The organism is Streptomyces sp. NPDC030840, assembly GCF_055572015.1.
The window spans coordinates 365,268-378,098 of record NZ_JBVIEE010000001.1; the positions used below are offsets into that span (position 1 = coordinate 365,268).

The following is a 12,831-nucleotide window of genomic DNA, read 5'->3' on the forward strand; positions in this document are numbered from 1 at the left end:
ATTCAACAACGAGGCCTGCCCAGAAAACGGATGAGCGACTAGATTCTGTCCATGGCGGACACGAAACGCGAGATCGAGCGGAAGTACGAATCCGACGAGAGTGGCCTGCCCGACCTGACCGGCGTCGCCGGGGTCGCGACCGTGGTCGACAAGGGCGTCGCCGAGCTGGACGCCGTCTACTACGACACCCCGGACGAACGCCTCGCCGCCGCCGGGATCACCCTGCGGCGCCGCACCGGAGGCGGCGACGCGGGCTGGCACCTGAAGGTCCCCGTCTCCTCCGGCGTACGGGACGAGATCCACGCCCCCCTCTCCGACACCGTGCCCCGCACCCTCGCGGGGCTCGTGCGCTCCCGGGTCCGCGACACCGGCCTCGTCCCCCTCGTCCGCATCCGCTCCTCCCGCGACGTCCGTGACCTGCTCGACGTGGACGGCGCGCTCCTCGCCGAGGTCAGCGTCGACGCCGTCCACGCCGAGCGGCTCAACGGCGAGGGACGCGGCGCGCAGTGGTCCGAGATCGAGGTGGAACTGGCCGACGGCGGTGACCCGGCCTTCCTCGACGAGGTCGACAAGAAGCTGCGCAAGGCGGGCGTACGGGCCGCCGCGTCCCCGTCGAAACTGGCCAGAGCCCTGCGTGAAACGGCACCGCACGGGCCCGCTACGAGCGGGCCCGGCAAGAAGACCAAGGAACCCGAGGGAACGACGGAGCCCAAGGGAAGCAAGAAGGCCAGGGGAAGAGAGGAGGCCAAGGAGGCCAAGGAGGCCAAGGGGGCCAAGGGGGCCAAGGAGGACGGGAACGGCAGAGCAGGCACAGGCGCCAAGGAAGGGGACGCCAAGGACGGCAAGGGCGCTACGGCGGGCAAGAAGGCGGAGAAAGCGGCCGAGGCCGGCAAGGCGGGCAAGAAGGCCGAGAAAGCGGCCGAGGTCGGCAAGGCGGGCAAGAAGGCCGAGAAAGCGGCCAAGGTCGGCAAGGCGGCCGACGGGCGCGCCCCTGAGCCGCAGCGGGTCGCCGGCGACTACGTCCTCGCCTACGTGCGCGCCCAGCGCGACGCCATCGTCGCCCTGGACCCCGCGGTGCGCCGCGACCTGCCCGACTCCGTGCACCAGATGCGCGTCGCGACCCGCCGGCTGCGCAGCTCCTTCCGCTCGTACGGCAAGGTCCTCGACCGCACCTTCACCGACCCCATCGGCGCGGAACTCAAGTGGCTGGCGGGGGAACTGGGCGTCGACCGCGACCAGGAGGTGCTGACGGAACGCCTGACGGCCGCGCTCACCGACCTCCCCAGGACGCTCCTCATCGGCCCCGTCCGTACCCGGCTGCGCACCTGGTCGCACGCCCGCGGCTCCGGCTCCCGGCGCCGCCTGATAGCCGTGCTCGACGGAAGGCGGTACCTGGACCTGCTGAACATCCTGGACGCGCTGCTCGCCGAGCCGCCCCTGCTCAAGGCCGCCGAGGGCGACCCCGAGAAGGTGCTGACGAAGGCCGTCCTGCGGGACGTGGGCAGGGTGTCCGCCCTGGTCCGGCAGGCCCTGGACGAACCGTCCGGCACCGAGCGCGACCTGGCCATGCACGAGGCCCGCAAGAAGGCCAAGCGCGCCCGGTACGCGGCGGAGGCGGCCTCCGGCTTCGACGACCGCTTCGTGTCCCGGGTCCGCGCCATGAAGTCCCTCCAGACCCTCCTCGGCGACCACCAGGACAGCGTGATGGCCCGGGAGGCCCTGCGCGGCCTCGCGGCACAGGCCCAGGGGGCGGGGGAGAGCTCGTTCACGTACGGGCTGCTGTACGGCCGCGAGGAGCGGAGGGCAGCGGAGATCGAGCGGGAGCTTCCGGAGGCGTACACGCGGTGGTGCGCGTCCTGACGCCGGCGGACGCGGCGAGTGACACACGCGACTGCGGACGCCTGCGAGCGTGGACGCGTACGAGAGGCCGTGCGCGCCGCGTTACGCTGGATGGTCACTCCTGTCCGTGCCCCCCAGCTCACGAAGGTCCGCGAGATGCCTGCCGAAGTCGCTGCGTCGGTGTTCCCGCAGCTCGAAGCTCTGCTCCCGCATGTGCAGAAGCCGATCCAGTACGTCGGCGGAGAGCTCAACTCCACCGTCAAGCCGTGGGAGGCCTGCGACGTCCGCTGGGCGCTCATGTACCCCGACGCGTACGAGGTCGGGCTGCCCAACCAGGGCGTCATGATCCTCTACGAGGTACTCAACGAGCAGGAGGGCGTCCTCGCCGAGCGCACGTACAGCGTGTGGCCGGACCTGGAGGAGCTGATGCGGGAGCACGGCGTCCCGCAGTTCACGGTGGACAGCCACCGCCCGGTGAAGGCCTTCGACGTGTTCGGCCTCTCCTTCTCCACGGAGCTGGGCTACACGAACATGCTGACGGCCCTGGACCTGGCCGGAATCCCGCTTGAGTCCAAGGACCGCACGGTGGACGACCCGATCGTCCTCGCCGGCGGCCACGCGGCCTTCAACCCCGAGCCGATCGCCGACTTCATCGACGCGGCCGTCATCGGCGACGGCGAGCAGGCCGTGCTCGACATGACGAGGATCATCCGCGAGTGGAAGGCCGAGGGACGGCCGGGCGGGCGCGAGGAGGTCCTGTTCCGCCTGGCGAAGACCGGCGGGGTGTACATCCCCGGGTTCTACGACGTCGAGTACCTCCCCGACGGCCGTATCGCCCGAGTGGTCCCCAACCGCTCCGGCGTCCCGTGGCGCGTGTCCAAGCACACGGTCATGGACCTGGACGAGTGGCCGTACCCCAAGCAGCCCCTCGTACCGCTCGCCGAGACGGTCCACGAACGCATGTCGGTGGAGATCTTCCGGGGCTGCACCCGCGGCTGCCGCTTCTGCCAGGCGGGCATGATCACGCGCCCGGTACGTGAACGCTCCATCACGGGCATCGGCGAGATGGTCGACAAGGGCCTGAAGGCGACGGGCTTCGAGGAGGTCGGCCTGCTGTCGTTGTCCTCCGCTGACCACTCGGAGATCGGCGACATCGCCAAGGGCCTGGCCGACCGCTACGAGGAAGACAAGATCGGCCTGTCCCTCCCCTCCACCCGGGTCGACGCCTTCAACATCGACCTGGCGAACGAGCTGACGCGCAACGGCCGCCGCTCGGGCCTGACCTTCGCCCCCGAAGGCGGCTCGGAACGCATCCGCAAGGTCATCAACAAGATGGTCTCGGAAGACGACCTGATCAGGACCGTCGCCACCGCCTACGGCAACGGCTGGCGTCAGGTGAAGCTGTACTTCATGTGCGGCCTGCCGACGGAGACCGACGACGACGTCCTCCAGATCGCCGACATGGCGACGCGCGTCATCCAGAAGGGCCGCGAGGTCTCCGGCTCGAACGACATCCGCTGCACGGTCTCGATCGGCGGCTTCGTCCCCAAGCCGCACACGCCCTTCCAGTGGGCCCCGCAGCTCTCGGCGGAGGAGACGGACGCCCGCCTGGAGAAGCTGAGGGACAAGATCCGCGGCGACAAGAAGTACGGCCGCTCGATCGGCTTCCGCTACCACGACGGCAAGCCGGGCATCGTCGAGGGCCTGCTCTCCCGCGGCGACCGCCGTATCGGCTCCGTCATCCGCGCGGTCTACGAGGACGGCGGCCGCTTCGACGGCTGGCGCGAGCACTTCTCGTACGACCGCTGGATGAGCTGCGCCGACAAGGCGCTGGCCCCCTTCGGCGTGGACGTCGACTGGTACACGACCCGCGAGCGCACGTACGAGGAGGTCCTGCCCTGGGACCACCTCGACTCCGGCCTGGACAAGGACTGGCTCTGGGAGGACTGGCAGGACGCCCTCGACGAGACGGAGGTCGAGGACTGCCGGTGGACACCGTGCTTCGACTGCGGGGTCTGCCCGCAGTTCGATACATGGCCACAACTGAGCCCCACGGCGGGTAAGAGCCTGCTCCCCCTGACCCCCATCAACACCGGTAGGGAGGGGAAGTGAGCAGGTCAGGGAGGCCGCTACCTGCCCCTGAGCGGGCCCGTGAAGCGGTAGCCCAGGCGCTGGCCAAGCTGTCCGAGAACGAGCGAGAGCAGGCCGTACAGGCGCTCTCTCGGATGGGTGCTCGACGTGTGGAGCGAACCCCTGCCCCCGCTCCTCGCACTCCACTACCGACAGAGGTAGCGGCGCCCCGAGCGGCCGTCTCTGCCTCGGTCGAGTGGGTGTAGCCGGACCCTGTCCACAACACAGGGAAGAGCCCCGACCCTCCCTTGAAGCCGGGAAGAGCCGGGGCTCTGTGGTTGGTGTGGGTGTGTGGCTGTGTGCTGGCCGCTGAGTGAGCGGCCGAGGAGTTGGCCCGAGGCTGCGTGATCGCTTGCGAGCGTGGCGCGTGGAGTGTCCTCGGCCGGTCGAGTGGCTGTCGACGTGAGCCGACTCGGGTCGCACCCCTGGGCCATGACCCCCTTGGGCCGTTCTTCCGGACCGCTGCGTCTTACCGCCCGATCTTGCGCCACCCGTTTCAGGGTCGACGACGCACCAGCCGGGCGAACGGCACTACGGCGAGGAACCCGTCCGCCACCCCTTCGAGGAAGGTTCGCCGGTAGGCGCCCGGCGGCGTACCGTCCCCCTGCTCCACATCGACCAGCGAGAAGTATGCGCACCGCACAGGCTTCTCGTCCCCGTCTACCAGCGCCGTCACGGTGACCACCTGCTTTCGGCGCAGCAGTGACGGCTTGATGTTGATCCCGCCCGTACTGCCGGGGCTCGATGCGGACAGGCTGACCCTGCGCCAAGTGTCGAGGTTCGGGCGAGGGCTGCCGGCTGGCGTCGTAGTGACGTCGAGAACCGTGACCTCAAGACCGAAGTCGAACTTGATCGCTTCGCCTCCATGGAACATGTCCGCGGTGATGTCGCGATGCCCTTGGTTGGCAATGACCAATTCGATCACGCGGGGCCGGGCCAGTTGAGTAGCGCCAAGGCTCACGGTCAACGGTGCCCCGCCCTGCGGGGGATGGAAGAGGGGCGTATTCGACTTGACCCACCAGTCGAGCTTGCGCTTCGGATTGTTCGATCGAAGCGCCGCCCAGGCTCCCAGGACACCAACCGCGAGGCTGACGACGACGGTGACGGCGAACTGCCACCATGACCCGGACTCCCACCATTCCCCCGCCACATGATTCATGCGGGGAAACTACAACACCGTAGCTTCGGGACGGATGTGCTCTCGGAGGTCAGGCCGAGTCTTCTCCGGCCGTGAACGCCTCGGTCTCGTAGCGCGCCATCGCCTCGCGGCGTTCTTTCGCGTACTGGGCTTGGATGGCCTCAGCCGTGATCCCCATGCTCTCCATGACGGGGTTCAACACCCACTCGCAGAAGCGTTCGTCTGTCTGCGTGAGCAGCCGACAGTCCGCCTTGAGGTCCGCGCACAGTCGGGCCCGGCCAGCGTCGCTGACCATCTCTTGGATGTGCTCGCGCCAGAAGTTGTGAACCAGGTCGTTACGCCGCTTCAGGCTCCTGGTCAGGTCATCGACGACCTCTGGGTAGGCACTGGTGTGCGGCTCGACGCGCTTGCCCATCATGTCCTTGAAGCCCTGAGTCCAAGGGTCCCGGATGAGCTGCTCCCCCTGCTCCCTTGCGGTGATGAGCTTGGTGAACGCGAGTAGGTTGACGAGCGAGTGCTCCAGACAGTTGGCCTTGTAGATGGCCAGGCCGAAGAGTGCGTACACGGTCTTGTGGTCCGTGCCGTTGTCGTACTCGTCGTCCGGCTCCGGCTCCGGCTCCTCGCGCCAGGTCGGCTCATGCCTGACCACATACAGTCCGTCCATGCCTCCAGTGCTGTCAGGGGGAGCCAACTCGTACTGAATTATGGTGACTTGCTCATCGGCACCTGTGAGCCGGCCGACCCTTGGGGGTCTGCGTGCTCTCGCACTCGCTCATGCGGCGAGCATCTCGGCGACGGCGACAGCCAGGGGGAGGCCGGTACGGCGCTGGGCCTGCCACACGTCGAACCGCTTGTGACAGTCCATGGCGAGCGGGGCGTAGTGCTCGGCGTGGGGGGAGTAGAGAGCCCCCTTCGAGTTGGGGTGCGTCGACACCTTCGGCTCAGGGTCGGTGCCCAGATACGCCCACTCGTTCGCCTGGCGGCCACAGCCGCAGGCACAGCGCCAGTCCGAGGCCGGTCCGTGCTCGGCCTACACTCGGGCGTGCGCCGAGGTGTAGGCGATGGCGTCGCCCTTCCAGTTGCCGGAGTGCTCACCACGCTTGCCGTACATCGGGTGAGCCTTGCCGGAACGGTGAGCCGTCCGGTCGCCACAGGTGACGGTTTTCCCTGAGCGCAGCTTCGCGCCAACGACGACCGTGGTAGCGCCGCAGTCGCAACGGCAGAGCCAACGGGCAGCCTTCGAGCCGCTGGGGTAGACGATGGGATCAGCCTCGGCAACGACGACGAGAGCGCCGTAGCGGTTGCCGGACAGGTCGAGCTTGCGGGGTGCCACGGTGTTGATCTCCTTCAGGTAGGCGTGATGGTTCAGCTACCGCGAGGGAGCGCCAGCGACCGGCGGTCCTCGGCGAGGTAGCAACGGCGAGCAAGTGGCTTGCCGTGAGAGGACTTCGGGAAGTGGGGCGCGGCAGCGCCCCCAGGGAGCAAGGCGGCTCTACGACGAGGGCGCCCTCACGGGCCCCTCATCACTTCGCCGTTGCGGTCTACGACAGGTGGGCCGCGTAAGCGGCCCCATCGAGTAGGGCGAGGCTTCGGGCCCCTTCGGGCCCGCCTTGTCGGTGCCACCTACGCCGTGCGTCAGTACGTCTGTCGTCGGCATCGAGGGGAGGGTTCGGCCCGACCCGAGGCCGTAGTCAGTAGGTCTCAGGAGTGAGGCCCTTACTCTGGCCAAAACTTCGGGATGGACCGGCGATGCGCCGGGCTTCCTTACTCTGGCCGAAACTTCTCGACGAGCAGGAGCGGGCTCGGGGTCCGAGCCGGGGACTCTTACTCTGGCCAAAACTTCTCAGGCGGCCTCGTCGAGCCAGTCGTCAGCATCGATCCAGCCCAGCCACTCCGTGGCCCGGTCTCCGGGCTCCAGGCTGAACGTCGTCTTACTCCGCGCTTGACGCCGATCGTCTCGACCGTCAGCCACCCGGCCTCGACGAGCACCTGTACGCCTCGCTCGGTGTACGCGCGCTCTCTACCGGCGCTGTCCCGGATGCCCACCGCATCGGCCAGCGAGCGCCACGGCACCGTCAGGCGGGAGTCGTCGCCGCAGAGGCGGGCAAGTTGCTTCGCCACCCGTTGGCCGCTACGAGGTACGCACTGGATCACGTCGGCGTACCACTGGGCAGCCTGTCCGGTCGGCGGGAAGTGCTCGGCCACCAGGCGTATCCGCGCTTCCGTAGCTTGGCTCGGTTCTCCTCGATCTTGGGGAACAGGTCTTCCCGCACTGGTCACCGCACCGGCCGAGCAAGCTGCCAGGTGTCGTAACCGAGTCGCCGTAGCCAACCCTCCTCTTGCAGGGAGCGAAGACCAGACTCGAACTCGGCTGCGGGGATCGAGGACTTCCGGGCCAGCTTCCGGGGGGACAGCCGGAACGGCTCGCTTGCGGGGATCGTGAGGTACCGGGACGTGTAGCCGACCCAGGAAGGGGCGGCGGGGTTGGTCTTGGGCACGGGTGTGCGACCTCCTTCGTGTGATGGGAGATCGCGCGTACCGTTCGCGCTCGTGGTGCCCTCGGCTTCCCCTGCCAGCCCCTCGGGATGGCGGCCTGCTACCTGCTGGCCAGCTCCACCGCCGCTGAACGGTGGGAGCTACGGTGCGCTTCGAAGAGGCGGAAGAGAGTTCTTACATGATCGGGTCGTTCGCCGTCAACTTCGTGCATCGTGCGGCCCGGACCGGAACCGTGCGCCGCACGGCGGCGTTCTCAGCCTGGAGAGGGGCCTACTGCCGGGCAGAAGACGGCCCTGTCACTCGATCCGTCGACCAGCCGAGGAGACCCATGGCCGAGAAGAAGTGGAATGCCAAGACCGGCAGGTGGGAGATCGACGGAGTCCCGATCACCTACAGGGTGACGTGGAGGAACGTCGACACCGGCGGGGAGCACGTCAGAGAGTTCAACGACGTCGACCAGGGCTACGACTTCTACCAGATGATGCAGCGGGACGCGTACGCCATCAAGGTGACGTGGGATCACGTCCCCTGGTGATCGGTCACGCTGAGTCGACGGTCGACTGAGCGGAGAGTGAGCGCCCTGCCATCTCGGCAACGGCCCACGTAGGCAGGCAGGAGCCATGGACAGGCACCCACCGTTCATCCTTCGTGGTCGTCTCGACGTGACGTCGGACACCTGCTCGGCAAGCCACAGCGCCCCTCACTTACTGGTGGGAAGTGGGTCAAGGTTTGACAGGATTGATCGCTGAAGTGAGACGTGGATCACGTCACTGTCAGACCCTCGGCCTACCGTTCCTGTATGGGCTTGAACAACCCGCGAGACGTAGGCGCAGCGTTCGGTGCGACGCTCCTCGGCGGCACAGTGAGCGAGGAGCCACCCCCGCCAGGCTCCCCCCTCGGTCGAGTGCGCGCCTTCACTGCCGAGTACGGCGAGGGTGCGCTGGGGCCCGAGCACATCAGGGCCGCGCAGGACGGGCACCCCCTGCTCCCGTGAGACGGCGCCACGCCGGGCACTTCATGCAAGAACGTGCATACCCACGTCCGTGCATGGACGGCCGAGCTCGACCCTCGTACGGTCGTGTCCAACGCCCCAACAGGGGCCACGGACAAGGGGGTTTCGCATGGCGCGCGAAGAGCTCACTCGACTTACCGGCAATGGCAATGGCGAGTGCGGCGAAGACGACTGCCCGAATGTGTACCGCACGGAGCGGGGAACCTTCGTCGTTCAGGGCGACGTGTCCAACGCCTTCACTCCGCCGCAAGGGGAAGGGCTTGTGGAGATTCCCGAGAGCGTTCTTCGGGAGGCGATTCGTGCTCTTGGATGGTGACGAGTGGCGGGCAATGCTCCGAGGATTCCAGTCCGAAGCATGGCGACTGGAGACTCTGCCCCAATACCTCGTACCGCAGGAATCCGGAGAGCTTGAAGCCTTCCGGGCCGGTAAGCGAATTGACCCGCACACCTACTCGTCCGAGTACACGGAAGACCTGAAGAGGCTACGCGGTGAGGGGAAGCGTAAGGGGCGAGTGCACATCCTGACTCGGCCGCTCTCCGAGTATCTGCAATTCGAGTTCTCTCGGTACTACGCCCCGCATGTGCTCGCCGGGGAAGAGGTCCGAATTCTCGACGTGACCGATCGAGAGAATCCCTTGCCGGACGTCCGAGACTTCTGGATGTTCGATCGCTCGACGATCGTTCTCATGCACTACGAGGACGACGGAAGGCAGATCAGCCGTGAACTGTACGAAGGTGAGCCGGCCGACTTCATCGAGTACCAGCGAATCGCCGTCGCCGAGTCGGTTCCATTCGTCGAATACGCGGAGCGCGTGACGGGGTGACGTTCGAGCCCGAGGAGCTTGGCCAGTCCTGGCAAGAGTTGGGCGCCACGCTCCGAGACCTACGCAAGGCGGCCGGTCTCTCCGGAGACCGGCTCGCCGCGCGCTGCAACATGTCTCAGTCCAAGGTGAGCAGGATCGAGAGTGGCCGGACACGGCCGTCTCTGGTCGACGTAGAGGCGATCCTGAGAGCCGTGGACGCTCCGCCCGAACTCGTCGCCGAAGTCTCCGCGCTCGCCCGACTGGCGAACACTGAATGGCGGAACCTTCGGGAGCTGCGGCGCAAGGGACTCGGGACACGACAGGCCGAGTTGAAGGCTCTCGAAGCATCCTCGGCGCACATGCGCTACTTCCTGCTCTCGATGGTTACCGGCCTACTCGCGACACCGGAGTACGTACGGGCGAGCCTCGCGCACTCTCCGGCCGATACGAGTAAGGCAGTAGCGGGGAAGCTGGAACGGCAAGCCGTTCTTTACGACGCTTCGAAACAGTTCACATTCCTTCTGACCGAGCAGGCAATTCGTTGGCCGGTGGTTTCGCCGTTGCCTCTGGCCGAGCAGATGGACCGCTTGGCCTCCCTGTCCTACCTGCCGAATGTGCGCATCGGCGTAATTCCCGTGGGGGCAGTAACGGCCAGGGTTCCGCTGAATACCTTCACGATCTACGACGCTTCCTTGGTCACCATCGAGACTTCGGCGGGGAGTCTCGTACTGCGTGACGGCCGAGATGTTCAGACCTACCTGAAGGAATTCGCGGGATACGAGGAATGCGCGTTGTTCGGGGAGGGGCTTCGCGCGAGGCTCGCCGAGTGGTCGGCCGCCTGCCGTGCATGACTTCAGTCGACAACGCGCATGAAGTGCCATCCGTTGCACATTCCACGGGATCATCCTTCGGTAGACACGAAGTCGGGGAGGCCGTAAGGATGAGCGCACCGAAGACGACGATGGCGGAACCGGTGAACCTGACACTCCCGCCCGAGGAGCCGGAACCCGTAGCAAGCTGCCGCGAATGTCTCAGCATCGCAGTGACCCGAGCCAACGCCCGATCGGTCGGGGACTACTCGAAGGCGTCCGACGCGAACGTCGTACTCCGGACGCACCTTCGGGAACAGCACGGGGCCGAGTGATGGTGCGCTCCGTCATGCGGTACGTGACGCACCGGATCACGCAGCATCCGGAGACTGACGTCACGTTCGAGGCTGAGTGCCTGAAGTGCGAGTGGCAGGCAACGCCCTCGACGGACGGTGGGGCGGTAGACGTCGAGTGCATGAGCCACACCGGCCGGACGGGACACATCGGGTTCCGGCGCCTGTGTACCTCGTTCGCTCTCGTCGAGCGGGCCGAGTAACGCGCAGACTCCGGCATGCCTCGGGGCGGCGAGCAAGGCCGGGGCGTGCCGGTTGAGAGCCCCTGTCGGTCGTTCCCCCGTGGCCGACAGGGGCTCTGCATTGAACGCAGAGACCCCGCGTGCCAGTGGGTGACAGACGGGGTCCGGATACGTTGGGTCAACGGCCGACTGAGCGGAGAGTAGTCGGCGCCAGAGCCTCACAGTTCGACGGCGAACGCGTCCTCCTTGATGACGAGCCGGTCTTGCGCGTCCTTTGGGAGGAGGACCCGAAGGCTCACGTCCGGGGCGCGCTGCCCCTTCACCTTCGTACGGGTCACCTCGCACTTGATGCCGACTCGTCGGGCGTCCTCCTCCAGTGCTTCGAGTCCTCCCGACTCCCAGCGTTCGCGCCACGTCTCGCCGTTGTGGACGTTCTCCCATCGGTCCTGAAGGGTCGCAGGGTCGACGGCATCCAAGTCCTTCAAGAGCTTGTCGAGCGTCGCCTGAGCCTGCTCCCGGGCGAACGCTGAAGAGGCGTACCGCCCTCCCGGTTGGAGCTCCTTCATGTAGTACGTCGCCGACTCCTTCAGCCGCTTCACTTCCGACCGCACTTCCGATGCCTCGGCGTACTCGCGTACCTGCACGGGGAAGCTGCCGAGAGCCTTCAGGAGACGTTGCGAGAGAGCGAGGTAGAGAGCATCGGGGGCAGGGATGCCGAGCCCTCCGCTCTTGCAGTCGGTGCACCGCATGTAGGAGTAGGAGCGCCCCTTGTTCGAGGTCTTCTTGACGAGCATGTGCCCCTTGCAGTCCGCGCACACGATGACCCCCAGGAAGCGTGTCGACCCTCCCGGCTGCCGAGTCGGCTGCTTCCTCGATCGGCTGTCGAGTACTGCCTGAAGAGAGTCGAACTCCTCCTGAGTGAAGATCTCGGGAGCGACCCGTATCGGCTGGCCCTGCCTGTCGAGCACGAACCGGGAGCGGCGCACCCCTCCGTTCTTGTGCTCCTCGGTGCGGTAGCCGAGCGTCGCAGGGTTACGTAGACGACGGAGGAGGGTCGTCGTCGTGAGCCCTTCGCTCATGAGCCCCGAACGAACCATGCACCGGACCATGAACCGAGCCGACCGACCGCGCAGAGCCATGCGCCGAGCCCAGTGGAGAGCCGTGCGCGCGTCGGGGTCGACGGCGAGCCGAGGGCGTCCATCCGTCCCCTCTTCCGTGACGTAGCCGTAGGCAGGCTTACCGACGAGCCACGCATCCTGAGTCTTCGCGTACTCCCACAGGGACGTGACGCGGGTCGACGTGTTGCCCGCCTCGATCTCCGCGATACCGCCGATGACCGTAACGAGAACCTTGCCGATGGTCGTAGACAGGTCGATCGGGTCGTTCTTCGATACCAGGTTCTTTCCGTACCGCTCCGCCCACTGGACCATGACAGAGAGGTCCGACAGGTTGCGGATGAAGCGATCCAGCTTCCAGAAGAGCAGAGCATCGAACTCGGGAGCGCGGTCGTTCAGCCACTCGCCCAGGCTCTTGCGCTTCCACGGCGGAACCTTCGTTGCCGAGACGTTCAGGTCCGACGCGAGGCCGACGACCCGATACCCCTTCTCCCTGGCGAGTAGGCGTAGGTCGAGCTCCTGCCGGACGGGGGACGTCGTATCGTCGGTGAACACCGACAGCCGGACGGAGAGCAGGGCGCGAGGGGCGTCCTCGGGTAGCAGGGCCTCGGCCCTCTTCAGCTCCTCCAGTAGCGCCAGGTCTGCCGGTGTCCACTCGGCCTCGACGTCGTATGCAGCCCGCTCGGCCGCCGTTGCTCGCTTGCTCTTCGTTGCCATGACCAGCAGATTACCCGTTGTGGCCGTGTTTCACTCTGCCCCGCAGATGGACACGCAGATCCAAATCGGCCCCACCGCCAAGAAGTTGCTGCCCCTGACGGTGAAGGAGCCGGCAGCGGCCGGCTGAGACGGGCGCGACGGTGAGCGGTGAGGCGTTGCGGCGCATCGTGGACGCGTTGACCGACGTGGGTGAGGAGGAGGCTGCCGCCGTGCTCCGCGGGCTCGGCGCTCGGGGTG

General features: G+C 67.0%; 13 protein-coding genes. 7 read left to right on the forward strand and 6 right to left on the reverse strand.

Going from position 1 to position 12,831, the window contains the following annotated elements:
* The first annotated feature begins 51 nt into the window (after nt 1-51).
* Together ACZ49J_RS01500 and ACZ49J_RS01505 are read left to right on the forward strand one after the other, a co-directional pair.
* The gene (locus ACZ49J_RS01500) at nt 52-1,860 is read left to right on the forward strand and encodes a CYTH and CHAD domain-containing protein (RefSeq protein ID WP_467455515.1); all 1,809 of its coding nucleotides are present in this window, start codon (nt 52-54) and stop codon (nt 1,858-1,860) included.
* Between the two features lie 135 nt (nt 1,861-1,995).
* Nucleotides 1,996-3,951: a TIGR03960 family B12-binding radical SAM protein gene (locus tag ACZ49J_RS01505; RefSeq protein WP_467455514.1), complete on the forward strand. Its 1,956-nt coding sequence runs from the start codon at nt 1,996-1,998 to the stop codon at nt 3,949-3,951.
* A gap of 514 nt (nt 3,952-4,465) precedes the next feature.
* On the opposite strand, the gene ACZ49J_RS01510 is transcribed toward ACZ49J_RS01505, so the two are convergent.
* From ACZ49J_RS01510 to ACZ49J_RS01530, 5 genes are all read right to left on the reverse strand, one after another.
* Nucleotides 4,466-5,128: a hypothetical protein gene (locus ACZ49J_RS01510; RefSeq protein ID WP_467455512.1), complete on the reverse strand. Its 663-nt coding sequence runs from the start codon at nt 5,126-5,128 to the stop codon at nt 4,466-4,468.
* A gap of 49 nt (nt 5,129-5,177) precedes the next feature.
* Entirely contained in the window at nt 5,178-5,771 is a 594-nt protein-coding gene (locus tag ACZ49J_RS01515; protein ID WP_467455510.1) for a hypothetical protein, read from the reverse strand.
* A 108-nt stretch (nt 5,772-5,879) separates the two neighbouring features.
* Nucleotides 5,880-6,041 (reverse strand): hypothetical protein, encoded by a 162-nt coding sequence (locus ACZ49J_RS01520; RefSeq protein ID WP_467455509.1) that lies wholly within the window; start codon nt 6,039-6,041, stop codon nt 5,880-5,882.
* Nucleotides 6,042-6,137: 96 nt separating this feature from the next.
* Nucleotides 6,138-6,440 carry a hypothetical protein gene (locus ACZ49J_RS01525; protein ID WP_467455508.1) on the reverse strand — a complete coding sequence of 101 codons (303 nt, stop codon included), beginning with the start codon at nt 6,438-6,440 and terminating at the stop codon, nt 6,138-6,140.
* Nucleotides 6,441-7,383: 943 nt separating this feature from the next.
* Nucleotides 7,384-7,605: a hypothetical protein gene (locus ACZ49J_RS01530; RefSeq protein ID WP_467455507.1), complete on the reverse strand. Its 222-nt coding sequence runs from the start codon at nt 7,603-7,605 to the stop codon at nt 7,384-7,386.
* A gap of 143 nt (nt 7,606-7,748) precedes the next feature.
* On the opposite strand from ACZ49J_RS01530, the gene ACZ49J_RS01535 reads away from it, so the two are divergent.
* From ACZ49J_RS01535 to ACZ49J_RS01555, 5 genes are all read left to right on the forward strand, one after another.
* Nucleotides 7,749-8,138, forward strand: a complete 390-nt coding sequence (locus ACZ49J_RS01535; RefSeq protein ID WP_467455506.1) for a hypothetical protein — start codon at nt 7,749-7,751, stop codon at nt 8,136-8,138.
* Between the two features lie 586 nt (nt 8,139-8,724).
* The gene (locus ACZ49J_RS01540) at nt 8,725-8,931 is read left to right on the forward strand and encodes a hypothetical protein (RefSeq protein ID WP_467455505.1); all 207 of its coding nucleotides are present in this window, start codon (nt 8,725-8,727) and stop codon (nt 8,929-8,931) included.
* Entirely contained in the window at nt 8,915-9,439 is a 525-nt protein-coding gene (locus ACZ49J_RS01545) for a DUF6879 family protein (protein ID WP_467455503.1), read from the forward strand. Before ACZ49J_RS01540 ends, ACZ49J_RS01545 begins: the two co-directional genes overlap by 17 nt.
* Nucleotides 9,436-10,269: a helix-turn-helix domain-containing protein gene (locus tag ACZ49J_RS01550; protein ID WP_467455502.1), complete on the forward strand. Its 834-nt coding sequence runs from the start codon at nt 9,436-9,438 to the stop codon at nt 10,267-10,269. Before ACZ49J_RS01545 ends, ACZ49J_RS01550 begins: the two co-directional genes overlap by 4 nt.
* A 307-nt stretch (nt 10,270-10,576) precedes the next feature.
* Nucleotides 10,577-10,783, forward strand: coding sequence for a DUF7848 domain-containing protein (locus ACZ49J_RS01555; RefSeq protein ID WP_468347597.1), 207 nt, complete (start codon nt 10,577-10,579; stop codon nt 10,781-10,783).
* A 197-nt stretch (nt 10,784-10,980) separates the two neighbouring features.
* Here the strand turns inward: ACZ49J_RS01555 and ACZ49J_RS01560 are convergent, their stop codons facing one another.
* On the reverse strand, nt 10,981-12,594 hold the full coding sequence (locus ACZ49J_RS01560) for a recombinase family protein (RefSeq protein ID WP_467455500.1): 1,614 nt from the start codon (nt 12,592-12,594) through the stop codon (nt 10,981-10,983).
* Nucleotides 12,595-12,831: the final 237 nt, after the last annotated feature.

Excerpts from the sequence above, each read along its gene's own strand:
- ACZ49J_RS01500 (WP_467455515.1), top strand. The coding sequence starts at position 52 with ATGGCGGACACGAAACGCGAGATCGAGCGGAAGTACGAATCCGACGAG.
- ACZ49J_RS01515 (WP_467455510.1), bottom strand. The coding sequence starts at position 5,771 with ATGGACGGACTGTATGTGGTCAGGCATGAGCCGACCTGGCGCGAGGAG.
- ACZ49J_RS01560 (WP_467455500.1), bottom strand. The coding sequence starts at position 12,594 with ATGGCAACGAAGAGCAAGCGAGCAACGGCGGCCGAGCGGGCTGCATAC.
- ACZ49J_RS01510 (WP_467455512.1), bottom strand. The coding sequence starts at position 5,128 with ATGAATCATGTGGCGGGGGAATGGTGGGAGTCCGGGTCATGGTGGCAG.
- ACZ49J_RS01505 (WP_467455514.1), top strand. The coding sequence starts at position 1,996 with ATGCCTGCCGAAGTCGCTGCGTCGGTGTTCCCGCAGCTCGAAGCTCTG.
- ACZ49J_RS01555 (WP_468347597.1), top strand. The coding sequence starts at position 10,577 with ATGCGGTACGTGACGCACCGGATCACGCAGCATCCGGAGACTGACGTC.
- ACZ49J_RS01540 (WP_467455505.1), top strand. The coding sequence starts at position 8,725 with ATGGCGCGCGAAGAGCTCACTCGACTTACCGGCAATGGCAATGGCGAG.